This is a genomic window from Burkholderia sp. B10 (assembly GCF_004368385.1).
GTDB lineage: Bacteria > Pseudomonadota > Gammaproteobacteria > Burkholderiales > Burkholderiaceae > Burkholderia > Burkholderia vietnamiensis.
Window position 1 is genome coordinate 75,258 of sequence record NZ_PQMX01000014.1, and the last position, 24,844, is coordinate 100,101.

The window sequence follows — 24,844 nt, forward strand, 5'->3', positions numbered from 1 at the left end:
GTACGAGGGAGATGAACTGAATGACGACGGCAACTAGCTTCAATACGGCTGCTTGGCGAGCTTGCGGATCGCCGCCGGCGTCGGCTGACGCAGATCGCGCACGACGCCGAGCTTGCCGAGCGTCCACAGCACCCAGGCGCTCAGATCCGGCTCGTACCACTTCACCGAATGGCGGTATGACGCGGGGAATGCGTGGTGGTTGTTCTGCAGGCCTTCGCCGAACGTGAATACGGCGACCGTCCAGTTGTTCGCGCTGTTGTCCCCGGTCTTGAACGGCCGGCCGCCGAACATGTGGCACACGGACCCCACGCACCACGCGGCCTGGTTGGCCACGAAGATGCGCGCCAATCCGCCGAACAGCAGGCCGTTCCATGCGCCGAGCCACGAGCCGGCGACGGCGCCGCCGATCGCGGCCGGCAGCACGAGGCCGAGCACGATCCACCAGGCGTAGGTGCGGTGATAGAAGAACAGGCGGCGATCGCGCAGCACGTCGGGCGCGAAGAAGGTCCAGCCCGAGACGTCGGGGGCCAGCATCCACGGCATGTGCGCATACCAGAGGCCGCGCAGCTTCGCGAACAGGCCCTTGCCGGCCAGATTCGGCGAATGCGGATCGCCTTGCTGATCGCTGTACAGGTGATGTCGGCGGTGCGTCGTCACCCAGAACATGATCGGTCCTTGCGCGGCCATCGACCCGCAGATCAGCAGCAGCCCTTCGAACCACTTCGACGTGCGGAACGTCTTGTGCGCGAGATACCGATGGAAGCCCATCGTGATCCCGCCCATGTGCAGAAAATAGAACACCGCGAACAGCACGAGATCGGTGGCGGCGAACTCGCCCAGCACGAGCTGGCGTACCGCCAGCGCGAAGCCGGCCAGCGGCACCAGCATCACGGCCAGGGCGGTCAGGCGTTTGACGCGCGCCCCGCTGCCCAGCAGCGGCGAAACACCGGGGATCTGCCCGTCGGCGGCCGACAGCCCGCCTGCGGCAGTCACGCCGGGTGCAACCTGAATCGACGAATTCATAGGAATCTCCAGACGCTAAACAGGATTACGGCGAAATTGAAGGAGCCGTCGCGCGGCGCTTGGGCGCATAGCGCACCTCCGTGACGAGCCCCAGCGCGTCGAGCAAGCGGATGACCCAGGCGGAAGGATCGAGCTGCCAGAACGCGTGATCGTTGTTGGCGAAGGCCGGCTGTGCGTGATGGTTGTTGTGCCACGCGCCGCCCACCGAGACGATCGCGAGCAGGCCCAGATTGCGGCTGTGGTCGCGCGTCGCGTGCGGGCGGGTGCCGATGGTGTGGCACAGCGAATTGACGGCCCAGGTCGACTGATCGAGCAGGAAGATCCGTGCGAGCCCGCCCCACAGGAAACCGCCGACGGCGCCGGTCAAGGCCTGCCCGGCCGGCGCGAGCAACGCGCCCGCCAGCGCGGGCAGCGCTAGGCCGAGCAGCACCCACCACCCATAGCGCAGATTGAGATTGACGATCAGGCGGTCGCGCAGCAGGTCCGCGGCATACGCGCTCCAGTTCTCGCGGCGCACGCTGAACAGCCAGCCCACGTGACCGTGCCAAAGGCCCGCGAGCCGGCTCGGTTGGCCGTGGCGGTTCGCGCGCGGCAGCGGCGAATGAGGATCGCCGTCCTGATCGGTGAACGCGTGGTGCATGCGGTGCGTCGCGGCCCAGAACAGGATCGGCCCCTGGGCGGCCATGCTGCCGAATACGCCGAGCATCACGGTGACGATCGGCCGTCCCTTGAACGCACGGTGTGAGAAGTAACGGTGCATGCCGGTTTCGACGCCGATCGCGGTCGAGAAATACATCACCGCGAGCAGGATGAAGTCGGTGGCGCGCACGCCGTATGTCCACGTGTAGGCAATCGCGAGCACGAAACCGAGCGCGGGAACGCCGACGGTCAGATAAGCGAGCCGGCGCGCGCGCGAGTCGGTGTCGGCGTCGGCCGCACGGGCGGTCGCGGGTGTTCGCGACGACGAGAGATCTGCTTCAGCCATGACTGGCTCCGAAGAAAGACAGCGACAATGGAAATCGGGAATGCGGAAGCGGCGAACGGCTCAGGCGCGGGCCTCGAGCGTGCTCAGGCTGCCTTGCTGGAACGCCTGCTTGCACGCTTGCCTGCGCACCTTGCCGCTGGTCGTGAGCGGAATCGCGCCCATCGGCCCCAGGTGCACGACCGCCGGCGCCACGCCGTGATCGCGCGTGACCGCCAGCGTGATCGCCGCTCGCACTTCGCCCATTTGCTCGGGGCTCAGACGGCGCGAGCGCTTGAGCTCCGCAACGATGACGAGCGACTCCCGCGGGCCGCCGTCGATCGAAAACGCCACCACGCCGTTGGTTCGGATCGCATCGTGCGCGGCCTGCACCGATCCTTCGATGTCGGTCGGATAGAGGTTGCGCCCGGCGACGATCACGACGTCCTTGATCCGGCCCGTGACGAACAGCTCGCCGTGGTTCAGAAAGCCGAGATCGCCGGTGCGGAGGTAGCGCGCCGAATCGGCGTCGCCGCGTTCGTCGCAGAGCGCCGCCGCGAACACGTCGTCGCTGTCCGCGCGGCCGAGATAGCCGGCAGCGACGTTCGGACCGCTGAACCAGATTTCGCCGATGCTGCGCTCCGGCAGCACGCGCTTCGTCGCAGGATCGACGATCAGCAGCCGATGGCCGGCCGCCACGGGCCCGCAGCCCACCAGCGTCGTGCACCCGAGCAGGTCGGATTGCGCGTCGTGCGGCACGCACTGGCCGCGGGCGAGCGCCTCCTTGTCGACGTCGATCAGCGTGATCGGCGAACGGCCGGGCTTGCCGGACACGTAGAGCGTCGCCTCCGCCATTCCGTAGCACGGCACCACGGCGCGGCGCTCGAAGCCATGCCGGCCGAAGCGCGCGGCGAAGCGCTCGAGCGTCGCGTGGCTCACCGGCTCCGCGCCGCAGAACACGTGCTGCAGCGAGCCGAGATCGAGCGTGGCGGCTTCTTCGTCGCTGATGTGGTCGACGCATAGGTCGAACGCGAAATTCGGCGCGACGCTGGTGGTCACGCGGTAGTCGCTGATCGCCTTGAGCCAGCGATACGGACGCTGAACGAAATGCTGCGGCGACAGGATCACGAGCGGAAAGCCGCTGAACACCGCGAGCAGCAGCGCGCCCATCAGGCCCATGTCGTGATACGGCGGCAGCCACGTGCAGCCGACGCGCTCCGGATCGGCGCCGAGCCGCTCGGCGATCACCGCGCAGTTGCTGACGAGATTCCGGTGCGTGACGACGACGCCCTTCGGCTCGCCCGTCGATCCCGACGTGTACTGCAGCAGCGCCGGCCGCTCCAGATCGAGGCCCTGCTCCAGCACGCGCCCGAAGTCGTGCGCCGATGCGTCGATGGCGTCGAAAGCATGCTCGTCGATCGTCAGCAACGCCGGCGCGACGCGCGCGCCGTCGTGCAGCCGGTCGAGCTCCTGTTGCAGCGAGCGATGCTGCTTGCCGGCGATCACCACGTCGGGACGGGCGTCGCGGCAGATCGACGCGAAACGCGCCACGGCGCGGGAGCCGGCCGGCGGAAACGAAGGCACCGCGGTGGCGCCCGCCAGCAGGATTCCGAACAGCGCCGCGACGTAACCGAGACCTGGTTCCAGCACCAGCAATACGCGGCGTTCGTGCAGCGCGTGCTGCACGAGCAGATCGCGCACGTGGGCCGCAGCGGCGGCGAACTGGCCGTAGGACCAGCTCGCGACGTCGTCCTCGCCGTCGCGCAGAAAATGGAACGCGACGCGCTCCGGCGTGTGCTCGGCACGCTCGCGAAGCACATGGAGCAGCGACGAGGTCGTGCGCTCCGCCAGCAGAGCGGAGGGAGGAATGCTACCGGCCATCATGAGACCCTCGGATAATCGGTTTCGTATTGTTTCGATCAAATCGTCATGCCCGGCGCCGGGCCGAACGCGGCGCCGCCCTCAACGCGCCGCCGCGGAGGCGAGCACGCGCGGTCGCGTATCCACCGGCGCGCACAGGATCGCCGTCGCCAGCGCGAGCGCGATCTGCAGGTAACAGAGCGTGTGGAATTCGGCGAGCCGCGTGATCGCATTGCCGGTGATGGCGACCGTCAGCGCCACGCCGAACACCGATCCCATCTGGCGTATCGCCTGATTCACGGCCGAGCCGACGCCGAACCGCGCGGGCGGCAGATGCGCAACCGCGGCAGCCGACAATGAAGGCATGACCATCCCGACGCCCAGCCCGGTCAGCAGCGCGCCCGGCAGCCAGGCATGCAGATAGTCGGGCGTGACGCCGGGCACCAGCGCGAACCACAGGCTTGCCGCCATGGAGATCAGGCTTCCCGTCACCAGCAGAAGCCGGTGCCCCGCGCGCGCCGCGAACCGGCCGCAGACGATCGCCGTCGGCACGACGAGCAGCGGCCCTGGGGTGCCGGCCAGCCCGGCGCGCGTCAGCGAGTACGACCAGACGCCCGTGGTGAACAGAAACGTCTGGAAGAACATCATCGCGAAGCCGATCGCGAAGCACAGCGACGCCAGATTGATGTAGCGGTAAGTGCGATCCTGGAACAGCGACAGATCGATCGCAGGCGCACGGGCCGTGCGCGCCCACGCGACGAACGCGGCCAGTATCGCGAGCCCGCCCGCGATCGCGAGCGCCACCTTCGGCGACGCCCAGCCAAGCGCTTCCGATTGCACCAGCCCGAACGCGATCGCGCCGACGCCGACGATCAGCAGGACGACGCCGACCAGATCGAGCGGCGCGCCCCGCTCGGGGTCACGCGACTCGTCGAGCACGCGCCATCCTTGCCAGAGCGCGAGCGCGCCGAGCGGCAGATTGAGAAAGAACGCCCACGGCCAGCCGAAGCGATCGACCAGGAACGAGCCGACGCTCGGCCCCAATGCGCCGGCCACGCCGCTGACCGCGCCCCACAGGCTCACGGCGATCGCCCGTTTGGTGACGGGGAACGCCGCCAGCAGGATCGACAGCGAGGCAGGCAGCAACAGCGCCGCGCCCGCGCCCTGCACCGCGCGCATCATCCACAGCATCTCGATGCGCGAGGCGATCCCGCAGCCGAACGATCCGCCGACGAACATCGCGAGCCCGAGCAGGAACATCCGCTTGCGCCCGCACAGGTCGGCCAGGCGGCCGGCCGGCACGAGCAACGCGGCGAACACCAGCGTGTAGGCGTTCAGCACCCACGACAGGCCGCCCGAATCAGCGCCGGGAAACGCCCGTCGCAACGCGGGAAACGCCGCGTAGAGCACGGTGACGTCGATCGAAACCAGAAACACCGCGACGCTCGCGATCCAGAAAACCGGCCACGGCGAAATCGAATTCGGCTGCGCCTGCGAAGCGGGCACGCTGGGTGCGCTCATGGCCTTATACCTCGCGAAGCTGGGCGCGCGTCACGCCGTCGCCCGATGCGGATTCGGGTTCGGCGTCCGCTTCGAAATACGACGGGTCGAGAAACGGCAGCGTCCGTGCCCGCATCCGCGCCTGGAACAGCGCGACGACCGGCCACGGGCGCATCGCCATTGCCATGCTCCTGACGTTGCGCTCGTCTTCCCAGCAGATGACGTTGGCTACTTCCAACGGCAGCCCGCCGACCTCGCCGGTCCACAGGCTCAGCGTCATCGCACCTGCCGACAGACGCGGCCCGCTCGCGCGCCCGCCATAGACCGCGATCGAATGGCCGCACACGCGCTCGACATCGGCGCGCCCGCGTATCGGCTTGCAGGCCACCGGGCTGGTCAGAAACATCTCGTCGGTGATGCCGAACGGCAGCTTGGCATCCAGCACTTCGTCGTCGGGAATCGGCGGCAACGCGGTGTTGACCTCGGCGGGCAATACCCACGCATCGACGTCGACCAGATCCCGGCTCGCGTCATACAGCGCGCGCCGGACCGGCGCCGGAAACGAGCCGAGGAAAATGTCGACCTCGATGCGCGTGCCGGATCTGCGCGCCACCGTCACGCCGCGAATCTGGCGGTCCTCGAAGCGGCCGTGCCATTCGCGCCCGCCGATGTCCGCGCCACGCCACGCGTGTTGCGGCTCGATCGCGGCAAAGACGCCCGCGGCGGCCGCCGCGAGTTGCTCGACCCGCTCGCGACCGAGGATTTCGCCGAACATCATCGGATGATGCAAGGCGACCTCGTCCGGCGCCGACATCCCGAGTTCCTGCAGCAACTCGCCCACATAGAGCGTCCGTTCCGGCTCGTTCATCGTCGCGCCCGCCTCTGCCGTCATCGTCGTTTGTTCGGGTGCGCCCGGCAGGCGCGCCGTTGCCGCGGCCGTCATACCGTCGCTCGAATGGATGCGCGCGCACCCATTCGCTCCAGGATCCGTCGTGCGGCGAATGCCGGCCGGTCGAGCTGGATGTCGATCATCGGCGCCGTGGGGCTCCAGTTCGCCTGCAGGCTCTCCGCGACGTCCTTGTCCTCCATCACGGTCGCGAACACCTCCTTCGCGGTGAATTCGGTAAACCGCTCGTTGTCGACGTCGAAGTCACGGTGCATGCCCACGAATACGTGGGTCGTGGTGTCCGTGGCGGGCGTGAAGATCGTCGTCGTATAGACGTGGAAGATCCGGCCGCTGGCATCGTCGCAGGCGTGCGCTCGCGTTTCGACCCGCGTGTTGCCGATGGGCCAGTAGAGCACTTCCTGGAAGCGATCGATGTAGTCGAGCTTCAGGATATGGGTATAGAGCGGCGGCGTCTTCTCGCGGCGCAAGTAGCGGCGCACGCGGACTTCGTCCTCGCCGATCACGATTTCCGGCGGCGTCTCGACGATGTCGAGCGAGCCGAGCGTCTTCGCGTGCACGAACGCGGCGTGCGAAATATCGAGGATGTTGTCGATCCCGAACAGGTAGCTGCACGCGATCGTGCAATAGCTCATCGTTCCGGCGAGCTCGGGCGCCGAGCAGACCCAATGGTTCGGAATCGCCGCCTCGTCGGCCTGGTCGGGGTCGCCGGTCCACAGCCAGATGAAGCCGTATTTCTCGACGGCGGGGAACGCGCGCACGCGCGCGCCCTTCGGGATCGTGCTCTGACTCGGAATGCCGACGCACGCGCCGGAACAGTCGTACCTGAGCCCGTGGTACCAGCACTGGAGTTCGTCGCCGACCACGCGCCCGCGGGACAACGGAACCTGTCGGTGCGGGCATCGATCCTCGAGCGCGACGACCTGGTCCGCCAGGGTTCGATACATGACGACCTTATGGTTCAGGATCGTCCGGGCAAAGGGCTCGCGCTGGACTTCCGCGGAGAGTGCTGCTGCATACCACGCATTCTCGATAAACATGATTCCTCTCTTTGCTACATGGGCGACGTGGCGGCACACCCGACCCGCGTGCGGGTCGGTGTGCGGCTTGCGGATCGTTGCTACTTGCGCATGACGGCGATCAACGCATCGGCGTCCGGCGCGTCCATCGATGCCGCCTCGCGGTCGAGATGCCCCTGCGCCATCCGCTCGAGGAATTCGTCGGTCGACGACTGCAGATTGACGCAGGGATACTGGAAACGGCCCGTCGTATACCGAAGCGCGCCGAAGAAGGACGGCTCGACCGGCGCGCGTGCCGCGGCGAGCAGCCCCTGCGACATCAGATACTTGTGGAGCGCCGGCAGCCGGTAGCACGGCACAGCCGGATACTGATGGTGTTCGAGATGGAAGTTGCTGCCGAAGAACAGCGCGGTGTAGATCGGCGACGTATAGCTGCGGCTGTCGCGATAACGCCCCGGCACGGTATCCGTGTGCTCGATGTACGCGCGGATGGTGCTGAACACGTAGACGCCGATATACGGAATCAGCATGACCGTGAAGCCCAGCCACAACGACCGATGCCAGATGAATCCGTAGGCCGTCACCGCACCCAGGTTCAGTGCAATGTTGATCCGCGAGATCCAGCGCATTTCGCGCTCGCTGAACGGCAGCCGCGTGTTCTCCGGCCACGGAAGGCCAGCGGCCATGCGTACGGCGTTCTTCGTATAGATCCGTACGCCCCGGGAGCGCGCGAGAAAGAAGCGCGACCAGAAGGTGCGGTACTGCGAATAGATCTGGACATCGGGGTCGATGTCCTGACCGGTGTAGCGATGGTGCTTCCAGTGAGTCATGCTGAAACCCACGATCAGGAAGCCCGGCACCAGCGACGAGCAGATGAGCGCCAGCGCGGCGCTCACGTACTTGTTGCGATGCAGGTTGGTGTGCATGCCCTCGTGGCCGACGAAGGTCAGCAGGTGCATGCCGTGGCCCGCGATCACGCCGAGGACGAGCGCCATCGCCACACGGGCCGGCGCCGACGCCGGGATATCGACGACGGCGAACGCCACCGCGGCCGGAATCAGGAAGAATGCGAGCGCGTGCGCCACATAGAGGATCGTCGCGACGGAGCTGATCTGGTGGAAGTGTCGCGGCAGCTTGAGCCGCGAAAATGCAGCATTGCCGTCCAACGTGGCTTCGATGGTCATGGAATGGCTCCTCGGCTTAGTCGACATGGGACCGGTGACAGGCAGAACTGCCCCGCCACGGCTTGCATACGCGTGATCGAAACGACCACGCGCCGTCGTTCCGTGCGCTCATATCGACGCTCTCGCGCAAACGTCGCGATCGCCACCGGCGGTCACCGGCGCGAGATCGTCCGACTCGCATGCCTGCGCCCACCTCGCGTGCGCCTCGTCGGCGAGACGCTGGCGCAACGCCATCTCGGCGCGGATCGTCTCGCCTCGCGTCGACATGTCGATCAGCGGCTGAATGACGCCGGTTTCGCCGCCGGCAATGGCCTCGTCCGCCCATTTCCTGATATCGCTGGGATCGAACACCGCAAACGGCGAACATCGGCGATTCTGCGAAGCCAGCAAGCGCGCCTGCAGCACCGGGTCGGCCGTCAGCTTGCCGAACAGGATCCGGCTGAGCGGATTGTTGTGGCCGAGTGCGCCGCGGCCGCGCGAGTATTCGAACAGGTCGATCGACGTCGCGTCGCGCTGGCGCCAGTAGCATTCCAGCGCGCGGTCGTCGTCCTCGACGATGGCCTGGCCGAGTGCGCGCGCATCGCGAAGTGCGTCGGTGATGCCGAATCCGGGGGACGGATCCATGAACAGGCCCGCGTCGCCCACCAATGCCCAGCCGGGTCCGGCAGCCTGACGGAAGAAGAAGCGCAGCTTCAATGCGCCGAGCACCTTGCTCACCGGCTCACCGGTAATCAGCGGCGCCGTATGGCGGTTGCCCTTCAGCGTTTCGGTCAGCTTCTCGAGCGCGCGGCCCTTCCACTGCGGCAACTGCGTTTTCGGGAACGCCACCCCGATCAGCAGAAGATCGCGGTTGGTCGGAAACACGAAGACGATGTCGTCGCCGAACGTGCAGTTCATCGCCCCGCCCAGATAGCGCGGATCCGTGTCGAACCAGTCGGGACGCGGCCAGTACGCCCAGTACATCGCGCGCGGGCAGTCATAGCCGTGGTACTCCTCCGCGCCGACCAGCTCGGCCGTCGTCGAGTGCGGGCCGTCCGCGCCCACCACGATCCGCGCGCGGATCTCCTCGCGCACGCCGTCATGTTCGACCACGGCGCCCGTCACGCGCTCGCCGTCGCGCAACAGGCCGACCAGCCGGGTCCGGGCCCGCACCTCGGCCCCCGACGCGCGGGCCTCCTCCAGCAACAGGGCATCGAGATCCATGCGGCGCGGGCACGAGCAGCGCCCGCCGACCGGGTACTCGACGCGGCCCGTCACGTCGTCGTTTCCGTACATCATGCTGGGCACCGGGGGCGCGAAGCGGCGCACCTTGTCGCCGAGCTCGAGCTCGTCCAGCAACGCCATGCCGTAGGGAGAAATCCAGTGGGTGGACAACGGTTGATCGCTCGGCAGATGGTTCGCATCGATCGCCAGCACGCGCTTGCCGGCGCGCGCCAGATGAATCGCGAGCGTGGCGCCCGCACAGCGGGCGCCTATGATGAGGGTGTCTAGCACGGAAAATTCCCTTTGGATAACGACCGGAGTCCGAATTGCACGGGACGCAACCTCGCCGTCGCCGGCGCCATCGGTCAGATGGAGAGCCGGCGAACGGCGGCGCAGCGCCGAATGATTACGGTTTGACGTACTGACGAAATCAGCGGTACTGCGGGACCCGCGTGCCCATCGCTCAATGCGCCTCGGCGGACCGATCCGACGGATATCGCCTGAACAGCACCGACGCGTTCACGCCTCCGAACCCGAACCCGTTGGACAGCGCGATCTCGACCGGCACGTGCCGCGCGGCAGGCCCGATCAGATCCAGCCCGTCGGCTGCCGGGTCGGGGTGCTCAAGATTCAGCGTGCCGGGCAGCACGCCATCGCGCAGCGCCAGAATGGAAAACGCCGCTTCGATGGCGCCCGCCGCTCCGAGCAGATGTCCGGTTGCCGACTTGGTCGACGAAATCGCCGGGCCGGCGCCCACACCGAACACCGTCTTCAGCGCCTCGATCTCGCCGGCGTCGCCGACCGGCGTCGACGTCGCATGGGCGTTGACGTAGTCGACCTGCTCCGGAGCGACGTCGCCCATCCGCAGGGCCAGCTTCATCGCCCGCATCGCGCCGGATCCGTCGTCGGGTCCGGCGGTCATGTGATAAGCGTCGGCCGTGGTGCCGTAGCCGATGATTTCCGCGATCGGCCGGGCGCCGCGCGCCAGGGCATGATCCAGCGACTCGACCACCACCATGGCGGCGCCCTCGCCCATGACGAATCCGTCACGATCGCGATCGAACGGACGCGACGCCCGCACCGGCTCCTCGCTGAAACCGGTCGACAGCGCGCGAGCCGCCGCGAAGCCCCCGAGGCTGACCTTGTCGAATGCCGCTTCTGCGCCGCCGGCGAGGACGACATCGGCCTCACCGGTCCTGATCATGCGCATCGCATCGCCGATCGCCTGCACACTCGCGGCACAGGCCGTCACGGGACAGCCGAGCGGCCCGCGGAACCGGTGCTTGATCGAAATCTGGCCGGCTGCCAGGTTGGACAGGAAGAACGGAATGGTGAACGGCGACAAGCGCCGCACGCCGCGCGTCTCGCCGATTCTCACCGCCTCCGCCAGGCCGGGAAATCCGCCGATGCCCGAGGCCACGACGGTAGCGGTCCGCTCGCGCTGCTGCTCCGCTTCCGGCGCCCATCCTGCTTCGGCGAGCGCCTCGTCCGCGGCGACCATCGCCATCTGGATGAAGCGGTCCATCTTCCGCAGTTCCTTGTGCGGCACCGAGCGCTCGGGATCGAAGCCGCCTTCCGGATCTTCGGCCACGTCCTGGACGGTCCCGCCGACCTTGGCGGACAGCTCACCGGCGATATCGTCGCCGAGGCGGCGAAGCCCGGAGCCCCCGCCGATCAGGCGCTGCCACACCAATTCCTTCCCACAACCCAGTGGAGACACAATGCCAATACCGGTTACCACCACTCGAAGCGTCATCTCACATTCCTCTCGCTGACCGGGACTAGCCGAGCCACATCGTTAAAGCCGTTCATCTTCAGGCACACCTGTTGAAATACCGTATTGCGCGCGCCGCGCCGGGCCGCGCCGCCGGGCGGCGGCGCACGCGAACCTTCACGGCGCGCATCGCCCGCTCATACCGATTGCTCGAGCGCGCGCGACGCATCCGGCCTGCGCAACGTCTTGGGCGGCACGCCGCCGACGCGCTCCAGCCCGTCGAGGTTCAGCGCCGCACGCGTCTGTTCGTCGATCTCGATCCAGAACGGCAAGGTCGGCTTGCCTTCGATCATCTGGGGCGGTGCGGCGCGGTGCACATTGACACCCATGCGCTTCAGGAGCCGTTCGTTGCCGAGCACGGAGAACGCAATGAGGCGATTGGCGCCATGGGCGTGCGCGACGCGAACGATTTCGGACATCATGGCTCGCGTGTTTTGCCACGACTCTTCGGCGGTCAACGACTCGCCGCGCGGCATGCTCATCGCGAAGCGGGACAGTTCCCACACGTCGGGGGCATGGGGAAGCGCGGCGTCGCCCATCAAGGTCGGGAACACGTCGCCGAGCAAATAAGGCTCGTCGGTCGGCAGCAAGCGGCCGCAACCGACGATTTCGCCGTTGCGATCGCGGGCGATGACGTAAAGGGTATCCGCGTGATCGAAATTGTCGAATTCGATGCCATTATCGGTAGGCAAAGTCCATCCGAGTTCTTGTATGAAGACCTTATGCCGATACTTTGCGAGTTGATACATCGTTTCGCGATTCAAATCAGCGCTTCTTCCCGACAATAACGTCAGCATCTGAATGCCCTCTCTCATCTCAGAATTGTTGACGCGATTGAACCCGAAATTGCAGCGTCAAAATAGCTGCCCGAATGGACAGGTCGTACGTCGCAGACGCGATGGATCGCGCGCCGATTACGACGAAACGCGGCGCCGGGATAGCGAATTCAGGATTAACGGACGATCGTTCGAAAATCAGCGAAACGGAGCGCCGAAGCAGAGCGTGGGATCGGAAATTGGGGGCCGGGTATCTCGGGCGCCGCATCACGGGATCGATGATTGCGGTCGCGATCGAATCGGCGCCGCGCCGCTCTGGAAACTCGGACCCGAGATTTCCGTTTCACGGCACGCGCGGTTCAACGGATAAACCCGTGGCTTTTTGATGAAATAATCATCGGGATCGAACAAAAAATCAGTGATCGGCGACGACGGCCGATTCAAGTGCGCGTTGCCGCGCCCCCGAGCATAGCCAGTTCTGGATTAATGCCCGGCTGTATTGCGCGCCATAATCGTCGCCGTCTGTATCGAGAAGCATTACGTTGCTGCTGACGTCGCCTCGCCCGACCTGCACGTCGGGCTGGCCCACCGCCACGTACCACGCGCAGCCGACGCTCGCGCTCGGCTGCGTGTCGGTGCAGACCAGCTCGTAGTAGCCGGCATTGACGGCGCTGATCCCCTCGCCCCAAAGATCATGCAGCAGTTCCGAATCGGGCTGACACATATGCTGCCGGAAACGCAACGCGTAAAATGCGGGCAAAGTCAATCGTATGTATCCATCGTTCCATTTTTTTTGCATATCGGTTATCTCGACGTGACACCTGTTAAAATCGCTTCCGAATAGGCCGGCAAGATTCACGGTGGTCGGCCAGACGAGGGCTATTGCAACGCTCGTAGCGCGCCCGCGTTGTGATTCTTGATAGCCGGTTCGATCGCGCGCATGTGATTCAGGATTATTGCAGATCGTCTGATGAATGACATCGCATTATCAGCCCGTGAAAAGGGGGCACGCCTGCGTGAAATTGAGCGTTTCGAGCGTCTCATCGTCAGTGCGGATGCTCCGCGAAATCCGTCGTCAAGCAAAAAATATCACCGGCGCCATGCTTTCTGCCTGATACCCGGAAAATTCAACCCCACCCTGGAATATCGTTTAATAAGAATCGACCGATGTGTCGACTACACGATATAGCTGCCTCATGGGTAAGATTGACCGAAAAGGTAATGATATGCAGGCTTGGAGAGAAAAGTATCTGAATGGATTCGCCACCGCAAAATCCGAGGCCGACGTGTTTCTGGAGTTTTCGGCGGATGTGCGGGCGCTCGGATTCGACCACTGTTCATTCGGTCTGCGCATACCGTTGCCGATCAGCAAGCCGCAGTTCATGCTGCAGTCCAACTATCCGCAGACGTGGGTCGAACGCTATGTGAGCCAGAACTATTTCGCCGTGGACCCGACGGTCCGGCACGGGTTGAGCCGGATGAGCCCGCTGATCTGGCGCGCCGACAGCCAGACGCAGTGCGTCCAGTTTTGGGAGGAGGCGGGCCAGCACGGCCTGCGGCACGGCTGGTGCATGCCGTCCGTCAGCCGCACCGGCGCGATCGGGCTCATCACGATGGTCCGGTCCGGCGAACCGATCGAGGAACGCGAGCTCGCGGAAAAGGGATACCAGATGTCATGGCTCGCCAACACGGCCAACTATGCGATGAGCATGCATCTGCTCCAGCGGCTCGTGCCCGAATACACCGTCGAGCTGACCGTACGCGAGCGCGAGGCGCTGCAATGGTCCGCTGCGGGGAAAACCTACGCGGAGATCGGCAAGATCATGCATGTCGACGACCGCACCGTCAAATTCCACCTCGTCAATGCGATGCGCAAGCTGAACGCGGCCAACAAGACCGAAGCCGCGGTCAAGGCCACCATGCTAGGGCTTTTGTTCTGACGATTCGATTCATCGAGCCTCGGCCGGCGTTCGGCACACCGGCCTAATGGCTCAAGGTCACGCAACCGTCCGGGCGGACATTCGCAGCCGCCCTCGATTACCTAGGTAATTGACACCTATCGACCTAGGTAATTGGCGTCCCTACCATGGTTTTCGGCGCGAACCCAAGCGCCACACCTAGAGAGGACACGACCATGACCACCCAGGACGTCGATACCCGCACGCTACGGCGTGTGATCGCCGCAGCGTCGATCGGCAATTTCGTCGAATGGTTCGATTTCGCCGCCTACGGCTTCCTCGCGACGATCCTGACGCGCGAGTTTTTCCCGAGCGGCGATCCGACGATCGGGCTGCTGAAGACGTTCGCCGTGTTTGCGGTGGCGTTCGCGTTCCGTCCGCTCGGCGGCCTGGTGTTCGGCGTGATCGGCGACCGGATCGGCCGCAAGCGCACGCTCGCGCTGACGATCCTGATGATGGCCGGGTCGACGACGCTGATCGGCCTGCTGCCCACTTACGCGAGCATCGGCTACTGGGCGCCGCTGCTGCTCACGATCATTCGCTGCGTGCAGGGCTTTTCGGCCGGCGGCGAATATGCGGGTGCGTGCGCGTACGTGATGGAACACGCGCCGCGCCGCCGCCGCGCGTTCTTCGGCAGCTTCGTGCCGGTCTCGACGTTCTCGTCGTTCGCGTGCGCGGCCGTGGTCGCGTATCTGCTCGAATCGTCGCTGTCGTCGCAGGCGATGATCGACTGGGGCTGGCGCGTGCCGTTCCTCATCGCGGCGCCGGTCGGGCTGATCGGCGTCTATCTGCGCGTGAACCTGAACGAAACGCCTGCGTTCCAGGCGCTCGAGGGCAAGCACGACGTCGCGCATGCGCCGCTGATGGAAACGCTGCGCTCGCAATCGTGGAACATCCTGAAGCTCGGTGCGTTCGTGTCGGTCACCGCGCTGTCGTTCTATACGTTCACGACGTACTTCTCGACCTACCTCCAGGTCGCCGGCCACCTGTCGCGCGGCACGTCGCTGCTCGTGACGGTGCTTGCGCTGTTCTTCGCCGCGGCACTGTGTCCGGTCGCCGGCTTCTTCTCCGACCTCGTCGGCCGCCGCGCGACGATCGCGACCACCGGCCTGTTCATCATCGTGTCGGTGTATCCGGCGTTCTCGCTCGGCGGGTCGGGCGTGTTGTCGCAATCGCTGCTCGGCGTCGCTCTGCTGGCGATCGGCGCGGTGTTCTCCGGCGTGGTGACGGCACCGCTGATGTCCGAAGTGTTCGCGACGAAGACCCGCTATACGGCCTCCGCGATCACCTACAACCTCGCATACACGATCTTCGGCGGCACCGCGCCGCTCGTCGCGACGTGGCTGATCTCCGCGACCGGCACCAACCTGTCGCCCGCGTACTACCTGATCGCCGTGGCGATCTTCGCGATGATCGGCGGGCTGGCGCTGCCGGAAACGTCGAAGACGGCGCTCGAGGACGCCGGCCCGGCGACGGGCCGAGCGGCCCGCAACGCGGAGCGCAGCGTCGAAGGCGCCGTGTGAGCGGCGGGCGGATATCATGAACGGTCTTCACGATTCCGCCCTTGTCACCGCTCGCCCGGTTCGAACGTCGTTCGGGCCGAGCGACGGGATGCCGACCATGACCGACACGATGCCCAGCCTCGACTACGAAGATCTCTTCAGGCACCTGCCCGTCGCGGCGATCGTGGCGAAAGAGCGGATCATGGTCGAGTGCAACGAGAAGGCGCTGCAACTGTTCAGGGCGACCCGCGACGACATCATCGACCAGTCGTTCGCGAAGCTCTATCCGCAACAGAAGGACTTCGCGACGACCGGCCGCCGCCTTGCGCCGCTGCTCGCGAAGCATGCCGGCTTCAGCGACGATCGCATCATGCGGCGGGTCGACGGCAGTCATTTCTGGGTCACCGTCCGCGGCTTCGGATACAACCCGAAGCGGCCGTTCGAGCTGGCCGTGTGGACCTTCACCGATCTGTCGGAAAACTCCAAGCATCCCGATGTCACCGGCACGCTGACCGATCGCGAGCGCGACGTCGCCGCGCTGCTGGTGCATGGCCTGACGAGCAAGGAAATCGGCAAGGAGTTGAGCATCAGCCCGCGCACCGTCGATATTCATCGTGCGAGTTTGTTGAGGAAGTATGAGGTGCGCACGACGCATGACCTGATTGCGTGCTTGCTGGCTTGAGCGTCCCGCCCGGTCCCCACTGCGCGCTGCACGGCCGCCGCGGACGAAAAAAAGCCCGGCAAAGCCGGGCCAATCAGATCGAGATCCGAGGAGAACCCCGCCCGGACCACGCCAGGCGGGCGCGCCGCACTACACGACGTTCTTTTCGACGATCGGCCGGTTTTCCAGCACACGCTCCCAGCCGAGCGACGACAGGTCGAGCGTTTCGTACCGCCCGCCGAGAATCAGTTCACTCACGCCACGCCCCGTGGCAGGCCCCTGCTGCAGCCCGTGCCCGCTATACCCGTTCGCGAACACGACGTTGTCGAGCTCGGGGTGATACCCGATGATCGCGTTGTGGTCGAACACGTTGTACTCGTAGTACCCGGACCAGCAATTCTCCACGCGCAGCGCCTCGAACTCCGGCACGCGGTTCGCGAGCGTCGGCCAGATCACCTCGTCGAACAGATCGTGATCGACCTCGTCGAGCGGCAGATCGTCGGGATCGCGATCTGGGCTCGGCGACGTCCCGCAGATATACGTGCGCCCTTCCGGCCGGAAATACACGCCGGTCGGATCGATCAGCAGCGGGCAATCGGCGAGCTTCGCCGGCGACGACACGTTGAAGATGCTGCGGCGCCGCGCATACACCGGAATGTCGATGCCCATCATCGACGACAGCGTGCGCGTCCACGCGCCGGCCGCATTGACGAGCGTGTCGCATGCATGGCGCTCGCCGTCGTTCGTCACCACGTGCGTGATCTTGCGGCCGTCGCGCACGACGCCGGTCACGTCGGCCGCCACATAGCGCGCGCCGAGCGCCTGCGCCTTCTTGCGCAGCGCCTGCACGAGCCCGTAGCCGTCGAACCATCCTTCGCCGCTCGCGCCGTAAGCGCCCGACACGAGATCGTCGACGTTCAGCCACGGGAACTTCGCACGCAGCGCGTCGCGGTCCAGCAGATGGATATCGGCGCCGAGCCGCGTCTGCAGCGCGTGGTTTTCGCGCAGCGTCGCATCGCCGGCCGGCGTCGCGAGGAACAGGTAACCGCCTTCATGCAGATCGATCGACGGCTGCGTTCCGTCGACTTCGAGCCGTTCGCCGATATTGCGCAGGAACGCGATGCCGAACAGCGACATCTCGATCGACAGCGGCGTCGAGAACTGCTGGCGGATCGACGCGGCCGACAGCGCCGACGACGACTTCGCATAGGTGGGATCGCGCTCGATGACGGTCACGGAAACCGTCGGATCGGTGGCGCGCAGGAAATAGGCGATCGAGCTGCCGATCACACCACCGCCGACGATGACGACTTGAGAACTCACGACTGACTCCAGTTGCACATGAAAGGCGCGGCCAGCCGGCCGCGCCCGAAGGTTGTTCGTGCCGCGTCGCGCGCATGGTGCGCGCCCGATCGTTGCGGCTATTTCAGCACGTCACGCCGCGCCGCGAAAGAGCGCGTGCGGCGCTCAATCGGCCGTCTGCGTGGTGACCGGCTGCCACGCGGCGTTCTTCACTTCATACAGCGTCGAGCTCGGGTTCTTCAGGTCGCCCGTGGTCGTGAACGCGATCGTGCCGGTGATGCCGTCGTAGCGCGTGCTCTTGAGCGCGCCGTTGAAGTCGGCCGGCTTCGCCGAATTCGCCTTCTGCATCGCATTGATCGCGATCCAGGTCGCGTCGTAGGCGAACGGCGCATAGGCGAGCATGTCGACGCCGTACTTCTGCCTGAACTTCGTCTCGAACTGCTTGCCCTTCGCGAGCCGTGCGAGCGGCTGCCCGTACTCCCACACGGCCGCGCCTTCGGCCGCATTGCCGGCGAGCCTGATGAAGTTGGCGTTCATCACGCCGCCGCCCGCGAGGAACTGCGCGCGCACGCCGAGCTGGCGCATCCGCTTGACCAGCATCGCGGACTGCGCATCGAGCCCGCCGAAGAACACGAGGTCCGCGTTCGCGCTCTTGATCTTGGTGAGCTGCGCGCTGAAGTCGACGGCCTTGTCGTTCGTGAATTCGCGCGCGACGATCGTGCCGCCCGCCGCCTTCACCGCCTTCTCGAACTCGTCGGCTTCGCCCTGACCGAACGCAGTGCGGTCGTCGATGATCGCGATGCGCTTCGCCTTGGTCACGCCCGCCGCATACGCGCCGGCATTGCCGGCGTTCTGCGCGTCGGTGGCGATCACGCGATACACGGTGCCGAGCCCGGCGCGCGTGATGTCGGGATTGGTGGCCGACGGCGTGATCATCGGAATGCCGGCCTTCGCGTAGATCTTCGAAGCCGGCAGCGTCGTGCCCGAATTGAAATGGCCGATCACGACCGCGACCTGCGCGTCGGTCAGCTGCTGCGCCGCCTGGACGCCGATGCGCGGATCGCTCTGGTCGTCCTGCGACGCGACGACGAACTTCACCGGCTTGCCGCCGAGCGTGGGCCGCGCCGCGTTCGCCTCGTCGACGGCCATCCGCACGCCGTTCTCGATGTCCTTGCCGTAGGCGGCGCCGCTGCCGGTCAGCGGCACGGCCACGCCGACCTTGACGACCGCTTCCTGCGCGTGAGCCGCGCCGGTCTGGAACGCGAGAAGCGCGGCGGCCAGCGCCATGCCGGAAAGCGAGCGAGTGCGGAACGTCATCGGCGAATCCTTTCTTTTATGGGTCGGGGCACGGTGCGCGGCTATCGCGCGCGCAACAGGTGAGCCGATTGTGGGTAGCCAATACGCGTGCCGCAAACGAAATATCGGAACTACGTTGTGAGGAATTGTCATCACCCGACGGTATGGCCGACGACGCGCCGGCCCGCGCATGGACGGGCCGGCAACGAAGTACGTCGGGTCGAACGCGCGCCGGTACGGTGGCAAGCCGCGGCGCGCGGTGATGCCGTGGAAGAATCATCACCGGCCGGGGGGCGATGAGGCGCGCCGCGACGCTGCCGCCGGCGCAGCGCTCATTGCCGGTCGATATGCGTATCGATGCCCGTATGCCTGCGCACCGCGTCGGCCGCCTCGCCGGCTTGCTCCTGGAGCTTCCCGGCCTGCTGTTCGGCGACGCCCTCCGCTTCCGTCTCGCGGTCGCCGGTCACCTTGCCGAGCGCTTCCTTGACCGAACCCTTCACCTGTTTGAGCTTGCCTTCGATGCGATTTCTATCCATGGTCGTCTCCTGCGATGAGTTGAGGGAGAGTCGGCCGCACGGCCAGCGCGCCGTGCCGCCGAGGGGACAGGATCGCAGCCGCGCGCAATGCGCGGCAGATGCGGATGCATCATCGTGGCTGGTGCATTCGCACCGATCGCATACGGGACGGCGTCAGTCGCCGCCCTTGTCGGTGCGCGCGACGTTCGGATCGGCCGCGCCGACGACGCCGCGCTCGCGCGCCCATACGATGGCCTCGCCGCGGCTGTGCACGTCGAGTTTCGCGTAGATCGTCGCGACGTGATTGCGGACCGTGTTCGGCGCGAGGCCGAGGCGGCCGGCGATCTCCTTGTCGGCGAGGCCCTGACACAGCAGATCGAACACGTCGCGCTCGCGCGCGGTGAGATCCGACAGCTGCGGCCCCGCGTCCGGCGCATTCGCGCGCCGCACGTTCGCGAGCTTCTCGATCAGTGTGCGGCTGAACCACGACGCATCCTGCATCGCCGTCTCGATCGCATAGACGAGCTCCATCTCGGTGCGCTTGCGGTCGCTGATGTCGAGCAGCGCGATCAGCACGCAGTCCTGGCCGTGAATCGCGACCGGGTCGGCCGACACCACGCAATCGCGCAGGTCGCCTTCGCGCGTGCGGATCTGCACGTCCGCGTTGCGCACGCCGCCGTCGCGCGCGAGCTGGCCGTCGAGCTGCTCGCGCGCGCCGCGCTCGGCCCACAGGCCAATTTCGTCGGCGGACTTGCCGAGCAGGTCGTCGCGCGGATGGCCGGTCATCGCGACGAAGGCGTCGTTCACGTCGAGCAGCACGAAGCCGTCGGCCGTGACGATCGCGGTAGCCACCGGCGCCATCCGGAACGCCTTCGCGAAGCGCTCCTCGCTCTGCCGCAGCGCAAGCTCGGCCTGCCGGCGCGGCTCGAGGTCCATGAAGGTGAACAGCATGCATGCTTCGCCGTTCATGTCGATCGGCTGCCCGGCAACGACGACCGCATTCGGGCTGCCGTCCGCGCGTTTGACCACGGCCTCCATCTGCGGAATGGTCGCGCGCTCGGCGAGCCGCTCGATCGCCAGTTCGCGCCGCTCGGCCTGTTCGAGCACGTCCACTTCATAGACGGAGCGGCCGAGCACTTCGTCGCGGGCGTAGCCCGTCATGTCGAGAAAGCCCTGATTGACCTTCACATAGCGCAGATCGTCGAGCCGGCAGATCGCGGCCGGCGCGGGGTTCGTGTTGAAGGTGCGCTCGAAGCGGTCCTCGGCGCTCGCCCATTCGGTTGCGTCGTGCAACACGAGCGCGAGGCAATCGGGCTCGCCGGCCGCATTCGTCAACACGAGGCTGCGGATCCGGTGGACCCAGCTCACGTTCGCGTCGGCGGCCGATTCGACTTCGACGGTCACGTCGCTGAACTGCTCGCCCGCGATCACGCGGTCCATCGGATAGTGGCCGTGACGCACCGGACGATTGTTCCGGTAGCGCAGCCGGAAGCGCGCGCGATACTCGGTGACGTCCGCGCCCAGCTCGGCGAGCTCGGTCACGCCGTGCATCGCGAGCGCGGCCTCGTTCGCCCACACGATGCGCTGGTCCGGTTCGATGAGGATCACGCCCTCGGTGAGCCCCGCGATGATCTGATGTAGTTGGCGCCGATCGGTATGCGACTTGAGCGCCTGTTCGTTCACTCGTTCGTCCATTGAATGATGGTCCACGTGGTCTGCATGGTTGCCGGCCGCGTCGCGCCCGCACGGGCATGCGCCGGGCCGGTGGATGCCGCGAGGAGCCGGCGCCGTCGCTACGCTCGACGTGCGCCGATGCACCCCGCGCAATAGTACATTCGCGCCGCGCCGCCGCTGCGTGCGCGTGCGCGTGCACGCCACGCGCGCAGCCGCGCTGCGCCGCGTGCAGCGGGCACTTGCGCAGGGTACGAAGCACGCGTCGTTCCTGCCCCGCCGTTCCGTCCCCATGCAAACGCACTAGCGCATCCGGTGAATTTGCGCGATGTGCGCGTGCGTTCTCGTCGGTACGCTGGTAACACATCGGCGCTCCCGCGCTGCCCAGCAATACCGCAGAGGAGGACATCCTGATGAAGCTGCATCAGACACCCGATCCGACGCGGCCCGAACCGGCCCCGGACAATCCGCCCGAACCGGCGCCGGGCACCGACCCGCCGGTGCCGTTGCCGCCCGACGTGCCGCGGCCGGACATGCCGCCGCGCGAGCCCGGCTACGACACGCCGATCGCACGTTGACGGCGAGCCGTCGCGCGATCCCGATCGGCCGTACGACCGTACGACCGTACGACCGCAGCATTTTTTCAACCATAAGATCGAAGGAGAACATCGATGAACAAGACCTCGCATCTCTCGACCGTCCTCGCGATCAGCGCGTCCTTCCTGCTCTGCGCTGCGCCGCTCACGCATGCCCAGACCCAGGCGTCGTCGACCGACAGCAGCATGACCAGCGAGTCGAATCAGCCGGTGACCGACACGTGGATCACCACCAAGGTGAAGAGCGAACTCGCCGCCACCGACGGTGTGAAGAGCACCGACATCAGCGTGAAGACTGTCGACGGCGTCGTCACGCTGACCGGCGTACTGCCGACCCGCACCGCAGTGAAGAAGGCCGTCGCCGTCACGCGTTCGATCAAGGGCGTGAAGCACGTCGACGCGGCGGGACTGAAACCGAAGGCGTGAACCGTTGCGCGCCCGAGCGCCGCACTTTTTTCCCCTAACTCGAGGAGCAAATGATGAACGAAGACAAGATCAAGGGCCAATGGAAGCAACTCACTGGCAAGGTCAAGGCGAAGTGGGGCAAGCTGACCGATGACGACCTGGCCGTCGCCGAAGGCAACCGCGACTATCTGGTCGGCAAGATCCAGGAGCGTTACGGGATCGCCCGCGACGAAGCCGAGCGACAACTGAAGGACTTCGATAGCGGGCTGTAACGAACCGGTCGTCATACCCCGCCGCGACGCGCTGCGCGTCGCGGCCACGTGGAGGACAACGACATGGGCAAGTACCTGATTGCATGGCTGCTCGGCGTGCCGCTGGGCGTGCTGGTGCTGTTCTACCTCGTCATGCACCTGTTCTGACCGATTGCGCAGTCCATTCAACGCCAACGGGCCGGCGGCTGTCCTCAGCCGCCGGCCCGTTCTTCGATGAGTAGCGCGCTTATGCCTGCTTCGCCGCGTTCGCCGTCATCTTGAAGATGCCCTGCGCGTTGCCCGCATCGAAACGCAGGTCGGTCACCCAGCGGCGCGTCGCCTGGTCGAACGTGCGACGGCGCGTGATGAACTCGTAGAACGAGCCCGGCACGTTGCGCTTGACCGTGCCGCCGTCGCGCGTGCGGAACTCGCGCTCGACGACGTCCGCGCGGTAGGCCGTCTGGAACACGCGGCCCGAGCGCGAACGCTCGACTTCCGGCTTCATCGGCCGGCCCTTCGCCTTCTCGTCATCGGACAGCTTGAACACGTCGGCCACGCGGTCGGTCGCATGGTTGAACGCGTTGCCCTCGGTCGCGATCCAGGCCATCTCGGCGGATTCGAGCAGCAGCGTGTCGTAGTCGAGCTCGCTCGGCACATCGTGCTGGCGCGCGAACGCGCCGACGATCTCGGGCAGCAGCGCGTGCGCCGCATCGATCGGCAGCCAGCCTTCGCGCTCGATCTCCCACAGCAGCGCGACGGCCGCCGGCGACAGCGGATCGCGCGACGAGCTCACCACGTTCGTCACCGCCTGCTGGAATTCCTTCGAGAAACGCTCCGGATGCAATTCGCTGACGAAGAACTGGGCGATCTCGTCGGGCGCGTCTTCGTGCGCATAGGCGCGGCCGGTCATGCCGAGCTTGTCGAGCGGATAGCGGCCGTTCAGCAGGAAGCCGAGCGGACGCAGGATGCGCGTGAACGCCGCCTCGCCCGGCGGCAGCGCGCCCGTATGCGGCCAGCGCACCGTGCGCAGCGCGCCATGATCGAAGTAGACCGAGCCGCCGCCCTCGACCGCGTCGGCCGTGTACGCGCGCCCGTTCGCCGAACGCTCGAGCAGCCCTTCGAACAGCGCCATGTTCATCGCCTGCGCGATTTCCGCGCGCGTGACGACGTCGGTTTCCCATTCTTCGAGGATGGACGGCATGTTCAACGTCGCGAACAGGGCGTCGGTCTTTGCCTGTCCCAGCAGCCGGGTCAGCAGGCTTTCGATATTCGGATTGCGCATCGGGTTTCTCGGTTCGGGGCATCGCCGGCAAACGCGCCGGCCACTCGGCGGCCAGGCACCCACTGGCGCGCCTGGCCTTGCGTGGGATGCATTATTCAAAGGCTTGCAGCCGCCCGTAAAGCGAGATTAAATTGAGATGTGATGAGTTTTTGGAATCAGTCGGCGTTCTCGCCGCTGTGGCCCGCCCCTGCGGCCCCGTTCGTCGGACACAACGAGCATCATGCGCAAATTCAAGATTCCCAACATGGGGGCGCTCGTGGCTTTCGAAGCCGCAGCGCGCCACGAGAGCTTCACGCACGCGGCGAAAGAGCTGTTCCTCACCGAAAGCGCGGTATCGCGGCAGATCGCGACGCTCGAAGCGAGCCTCGGCGTGCGGCTGTTCGCGCGCGTGAAGCAGCGCGTGGTGCTCACGCGCGCCGGCAAGCTGTACGGCACGCAGGTGCGGCGTGCGCTCGAAGCGCTCGATCGCGACACGCTGTCGATCATCGCGCACGGCAGCGGCGGCGGCTACCTGGAGCTCGCGGTGCTGCCGACCTTCGCGTCGCACTGGCTGATTCCGCGCATCAAGAGCTTCTACGACCGCACGCCTGACGTGCGCGTCAACATGGGCAGCCGCACCGATCTGTTCTCGTTCGAGGACACACATTTCGAAGCGGCGATCCACTACGGCAAGCCGACCTGGCCCGGCACGTCGTCCGACTACCTGTTCGGCGAAGAAGTCGTGCCGATCTGCGCGCCCGCGCTGCTCGAGCGCCCGGTCGAACGCGTGGAGGATCTGCTCGCCTATCCGCTGCTGCACTCGACGACGCGCCCCGGCGCGTGGGCGCAGTGGTTCGAGACGCATGGCGTCGAGGACATCCGCACGATGCAGGGCGTGCGCTACGAGCTGCATACGATGCTGATCAGCGCGGCGGCGGCCGGGCTCGGGATCGCGCTGGTGCCGAAGTTCTTCGTCGAGCAGCAGTTGCAGCAGCTCGGGCTGGTCGTGCCGTGCGATGCCGCGACGGTCGGCGATTCCGCGTACTACCTCGTATATCCGACGGAGTTCAGTCACAGCAAGCCGCTCGAGTCGTTCCGCGCGTGGTTGCTGGAGCAGGCGAGCGCGTATGCGGCGCCCGGGCGCGACGCGCTCGGCGACGCGGAGGATGACGAAGACGTGGCGTGACGGCGCCGTGGCGCGGCAGGACCCGGTGCGCGCCGG

24 protein-coding genes are annotated in these 24,844 nt (G+C 66.4%); 8 read left to right on the forward strand and 16 right to left on the reverse strand.

The genetic code is table 11. The features are described 5' to 3' along the window. Window positions 1–39: 39 nt before the first annotated feature. The 11 genes from C3Y15_RS10150 to C3Y15_RS10200 all read right to left on the reverse strand — a co-directional run bounded on the left by C3Y15_RS10150 (window position 40) and on the right by C3Y15_RS10200 (window position 13,003). Window positions 40–1,023: an acyl-CoA desaturase gene (locus tag C3Y15_RS10150; RefSeq protein WP_069239924.1), complete on the reverse strand. Its 984-nt coding sequence runs from the start codon at window positions 1,021–1,023 to the stop codon at window positions 40–42. Between the two features lie 25 nt (window positions 1,024–1,048). Further along, window positions 1,049–2,008 (reverse strand): acyl-CoA desaturase, encoded by a 960-nt coding sequence (locus C3Y15_RS10155; RefSeq protein WP_034194882.1) that lies wholly within the window; start codon window positions 2,006–2,008, stop codon window positions 1,049–1,051. Between the two features lie 60 nt (window positions 2,009–2,068). Continuing rightward, complete coding sequence (locus C3Y15_RS10160) at window positions 2,069–3,868, reverse strand: fatty acyl-AMP ligase (protein WP_230459746.1); 1,800 nt, start codon at window positions 3,866–3,868, stop codon at window positions 2,069–2,071. Window positions 3,869–3,946: 78 nt separating this feature from the next. Then, window positions 3,947–5,365 (reverse strand): MFS transporter, encoded by a 1,419-nt coding sequence (locus tag C3Y15_RS10165; protein ID WP_046425884.1) that lies wholly within the window; start codon window positions 5,363–5,365, stop codon window positions 3,947–3,949. A 4-nt stretch (window positions 5,366–5,369) separates the two neighbouring features. Next, a complete protein-coding gene (locus C3Y15_RS10170; RefSeq protein ID WP_069239923.1) occupies window positions 5,370–6,287 on the reverse strand; it encodes a hypothetical protein in 918 nt (305 codons plus the stop codon). Beyond that, window positions 6,284–7,288 carry an aromatic ring-hydroxylating dioxygenase subunit alpha gene (locus C3Y15_RS10175; RefSeq protein ID WP_045578272.1) on the reverse strand — a complete coding sequence of 335 codons (1,005 nt, stop codon included), beginning with the start codon at window positions 7,286–7,288 and terminating at the stop codon, window positions 6,284–6,286. Before C3Y15_RS10175 ends, C3Y15_RS10170 begins: the two co-directional genes overlap by 4 nt. A gap of 80 nt (window positions 7,289–7,368) precedes the next feature. Beyond that, window positions 7,369–8,451, reverse strand: a complete 1,083-nt coding sequence (locus C3Y15_RS10180; RefSeq protein ID WP_011881342.1) for a fatty acid desaturase — start codon at window positions 8,449–8,451, stop codon at window positions 7,369–7,371. Between the two features lie 108 nt (window positions 8,452–8,559). After that, complete coding sequence (locus C3Y15_RS10185) at window positions 8,560–9,945, reverse strand: NAD(P)/FAD-dependent oxidoreductase (RefSeq protein ID WP_059739699.1); 1,386 nt, start codon at window positions 9,943–9,945, stop codon at window positions 8,560–8,562. 172 nt (window positions 9,946–10,117) lie between these two features. Continuing rightward, a complete protein-coding gene (gene fabF, locus C3Y15_RS10190; protein ID WP_011881340.1) occupies window positions 10,118–11,410 on the reverse strand; it encodes a beta-ketoacyl-ACP synthase II in 1,293 nt (430 codons plus the stop codon). Between the two features lie 155 nt (window positions 11,411–11,565). Further along, window positions 11,566–12,225 (reverse strand): acyl-homoserine-lactone synthase, encoded by a 660-nt coding sequence (locus C3Y15_RS10195; protein WP_011881339.1) that lies wholly within the window; start codon window positions 12,223–12,225, stop codon window positions 11,566–11,568. 394 nt (window positions 12,226–12,619) lie between these two features. Further along, window positions 12,620–13,003 carry a DUF4902 domain-containing protein gene (locus C3Y15_RS10200; protein WP_034194879.1) on the reverse strand — a complete coding sequence of 128 codons (384 nt, stop codon included), beginning with the start codon at window positions 13,001–13,003 and terminating at the stop codon, window positions 12,620–12,622. A gap of 171 nt (window positions 13,004–13,174) precedes the next feature. Between C3Y15_RS10200 and C3Y15_RS10205 the strand changes: the two genes are divergently transcribed. The 4 genes from C3Y15_RS10205 to C3Y15_RS10220 all read left to right on the forward strand — a co-directional run bounded on the left by C3Y15_RS10205 (window position 13,175) and on the right by C3Y15_RS10220 (window position 16,346). Continuing rightward, window positions 13,175–13,393, forward strand: coding sequence for a hypothetical protein (locus C3Y15_RS10205; protein ID WP_124259904.1), 219 nt, complete (start codon window positions 13,175–13,177; stop codon window positions 13,391–13,393). A 7-nt stretch (window positions 13,394–13,400) separates the two neighbouring features. Then, window positions 13,401–14,144, forward strand: a complete 744-nt coding sequence (locus C3Y15_RS10210; RefSeq protein WP_224022544.1) for a LuxR family transcriptional regulator — start codon at window positions 13,401–13,403, stop codon at window positions 14,142–14,144. A 194-nt stretch (window positions 14,145–14,338) separates the two neighbouring features. Then, a complete protein-coding gene (locus tag C3Y15_RS10215) occupies window positions 14,339–15,685 on the forward strand; it encodes an MFS transporter (protein WP_034194878.1) in 1,347 nt (448 codons plus the stop codon). An 88-nt stretch (window positions 15,686–15,773) separates the two neighbouring features. Next, on the forward strand, window positions 15,774–16,346 hold the full coding sequence (locus tag C3Y15_RS10220; protein WP_034194877.1) for a PAS and helix-turn-helix domain-containing protein: 573 nt from the start codon (window positions 15,774–15,776) through the stop codon (window positions 16,344–16,346). 129 nt (window positions 16,347–16,475) lie between these two features. On the opposite strand, the gene C3Y15_RS10225 is transcribed toward C3Y15_RS10220, so the two are convergent. From C3Y15_RS10225 to C3Y15_RS10240, 4 genes are all read right to left on the reverse strand, one after another. Continuing rightward, window positions 16,476–17,648 carry an FAD-binding oxidoreductase gene (locus C3Y15_RS10225; protein WP_014724430.1) on the reverse strand — a complete coding sequence of 391 codons (1,173 nt, stop codon included), beginning with the start codon at window positions 17,646–17,648 and terminating at the stop codon, window positions 16,476–16,478. Between the two features lie 144 nt (window positions 17,649–17,792). After that, a complete protein-coding gene (locus tag C3Y15_RS10230; RefSeq protein WP_014724429.1) occupies window positions 17,793–18,944 on the reverse strand; it encodes a branched-chain amino acid ABC transporter substrate-binding protein in 1,152 nt (383 codons plus the stop codon). A gap of 311 nt (window positions 18,945–19,255) precedes the next feature. Further along, window positions 19,256–19,459, reverse strand: a complete 204-nt coding sequence (locus tag C3Y15_RS10235; protein ID WP_059739703.1) for a CsbD family protein — start codon at window positions 19,457–19,459, stop codon at window positions 19,256–19,258. A 153-nt stretch (window positions 19,460–19,612) separates the two neighbouring features. Continuing rightward, window positions 19,613–21,133, reverse strand: coding sequence for a helix-turn-helix transcriptional regulator (locus C3Y15_RS10240; protein ID WP_014724427.1), 1,521 nt, complete (start codon window positions 21,131–21,133; stop codon window positions 19,613–19,615). A gap of 389 nt (window positions 21,134–21,522) precedes the next feature. Between C3Y15_RS10240 and C3Y15_RS31690 the strand changes: the two genes are divergently transcribed. The 3 genes from C3Y15_RS31690 (at window position 21,523) to C3Y15_RS10250 (ending at window position 22,382) form a co-directional block, all read left to right on the forward strand. Then, entirely contained in the window at window positions 21,523–21,687 is a 165-nt protein-coding gene (locus tag C3Y15_RS31690; protein WP_006484627.1) for a hypothetical protein, read from the forward strand. Between the two features lie 93 nt (window positions 21,688–21,780). Continuing rightward, complete coding sequence (locus C3Y15_RS10245) at window positions 21,781–22,131, forward strand: BON domain-containing protein (RefSeq protein ID WP_041494066.1); 351 nt, start codon at window positions 21,781–21,783, stop codon at window positions 22,129–22,131. Window positions 22,132–22,184: 53 nt separating this feature from the next. Continuing rightward, window positions 22,185–22,382, forward strand: a complete 198-nt coding sequence (locus tag C3Y15_RS10250; protein WP_014724426.1) for a CsbD family protein — start codon at window positions 22,185–22,187, stop codon at window positions 22,380–22,382. Between the two features lie 226 nt (window positions 22,383–22,608). Here C3Y15_RS10250 and C3Y15_RS10255 read toward each other — a convergent pair whose 3' ends face one another. Then, window positions 22,609–23,643, reverse strand: a complete 1,035-nt coding sequence (locus tag C3Y15_RS10255) for a DUF1338 domain-containing protein (RefSeq protein ID WP_059475667.1) — start codon at window positions 23,641–23,643, stop codon at window positions 22,609–22,611. Between the two features lie 220 nt (window positions 23,644–23,863). Between C3Y15_RS10255 and C3Y15_RS10260 the strand changes: the two genes are divergently transcribed. Next, a complete protein-coding gene (locus C3Y15_RS10260) occupies window positions 23,864–24,808 on the forward strand; it encodes a LysR family transcriptional regulator (protein WP_014724424.1) in 945 nt (314 codons plus the stop codon). Window positions 24,809–24,844: the final 36 nt, after the last annotated feature.

What these genes read in the sequence shown, in the direction of transcription:
- C3Y15_RS10180 (WP_011881342.1), bottom strand. Translation starts at nt 8,451, where the DNA reads ATGACCATCGAAGCCACGTTGGACGGCAATGCTGCATTTTCGCGGCTC.
- C3Y15_RS10205 (WP_124259904.1), top strand. Translation starts at nt 13,175, where the DNA reads ATGAATGACATCGCATTATCAGCCCGTGAAAAGGGGGCACGCCTGCGT.
- C3Y15_RS10235 (WP_059739703.1), bottom strand. Translation starts at nt 19,459, where the DNA reads ATGGATAGAAATCGCATCGAAGGCAAGCTCAAACAGGTGAAGGGTTCG.
- C3Y15_RS10175 (WP_045578272.1), bottom strand. Translation starts at nt 7,288, where the DNA reads ATGTTTATCGAGAATGCGTGGTATGCAGCAGCACTCTCCGCGGAAGTC.
- C3Y15_RS10230 (WP_014724429.1), bottom strand. Translation starts at nt 18,944, where the DNA reads ATGACGTTCCGCACTCGCTCGCTTTCCGGCATGGCGCTGGCCGCCGCG.
- C3Y15_RS10215 (WP_034194878.1), top strand. Translation starts at nt 14,339, where the DNA reads ATGACCACCCAGGACGTCGATACCCGCACGCTACGGCGTGTGATCGCC.
- C3Y15_RS10255 (WP_059475667.1), bottom strand. Translation starts at nt 23,643, where the DNA reads ATGCGCAATCCGAATATCGAAAGCCTGCTGACCCGGCTGCTGGGACAG.
- C3Y15_RS10155 (WP_034194882.1), bottom strand. Translation starts at nt 2,008, where the DNA reads ATGGCTGAAGCAGATCTCTCGTCGTCGCGAACACCCGCGACCGCCCGT.
- C3Y15_RS10200 (WP_034194879.1), bottom strand. Translation starts at nt 13,003, where the DNA reads ATGCAAAAAAAATGGAACGATGGATACATACGATTGACTTTGCCCGCA.
- C3Y15_RS31690 (WP_006484627.1), top strand. Translation starts at nt 21,523, where the DNA reads ATGAAGCTGCATCAGACACCCGATCCGACGCGGCCCGAACCGGCCCCG.
- C3Y15_RS10260 (WP_014724424.1), top strand. Translation starts at nt 23,864, where the DNA reads ATGCGCAAATTCAAGATTCCCAACATGGGGGCGCTCGTGGCTTTCGAA.
- C3Y15_RS10220 (WP_034194877.1), top strand. Translation starts at nt 15,774, where the DNA reads ATGCCGACCATGACCGACACGATGCCCAGCCTCGACTACGAAGATCTC.
- C3Y15_RS10245 (WP_041494066.1), top strand. Translation starts at nt 21,781, where the DNA reads ATGAACAAGACCTCGCATCTCTCGACCGTCCTCGCGATCAGCGCGTCC.
- C3Y15_RS10250 (WP_014724426.1), top strand. Translation starts at nt 22,185, where the DNA reads ATGAACGAAGACAAGATCAAGGGCCAATGGAAGCAACTCACTGGCAAG.
- C3Y15_RS10195 (WP_011881339.1), bottom strand. Translation starts at nt 12,225, where the DNA reads ATGCTGACGTTATTGTCGGGAAGAAGCGCTGATTTGAATCGCGAAACG.
- C3Y15_RS10170 (WP_069239923.1), bottom strand. Translation starts at nt 6,287, where the DNA reads ATGACGGCCGCGGCAACGGCGCGCCTGCCGGGCGCACCCGAACAAACG.
- fabF (WP_011881340.1), bottom strand. Translation starts at nt 11,410, where the DNA reads ATGACGCTTCGAGTGGTGGTAACCGGTATTGGCATTGTGTCTCCACTG.
- C3Y15_RS10240 (WP_014724427.1), bottom strand. Translation starts at nt 21,133, where the DNA reads ATGGACGAACGAGTGAACGAACAGGCGCTCAAGTCGCATACCGATCGG.
- C3Y15_RS10210 (WP_224022544.1), top strand. Translation starts at nt 13,401, where the DNA reads ATGGGTAAGATTGACCGAAAAGGTAATGATATGCAGGCTTGGAGAGAA.
- C3Y15_RS10150 (WP_069239924.1), bottom strand. Translation starts at nt 1,023, where the DNA reads ATGAATTCGTCGATTCAGGTTGCACCCGGCGTGACTGCCGCAGGCGGG.
- C3Y15_RS10160 (WP_230459746.1), bottom strand. Translation starts at nt 3,868, where the DNA reads ATGATGGCCGGTAGCATTCCTCCCTCCGCTCTGCTGGCGGAGCGCACG.
- C3Y15_RS10165 (WP_046425884.1), bottom strand. Translation starts at nt 5,365, where the DNA reads ATGAGCGCACCCAGCGTGCCCGCTTCGCAGGCGCAGCCGAATTCGATT.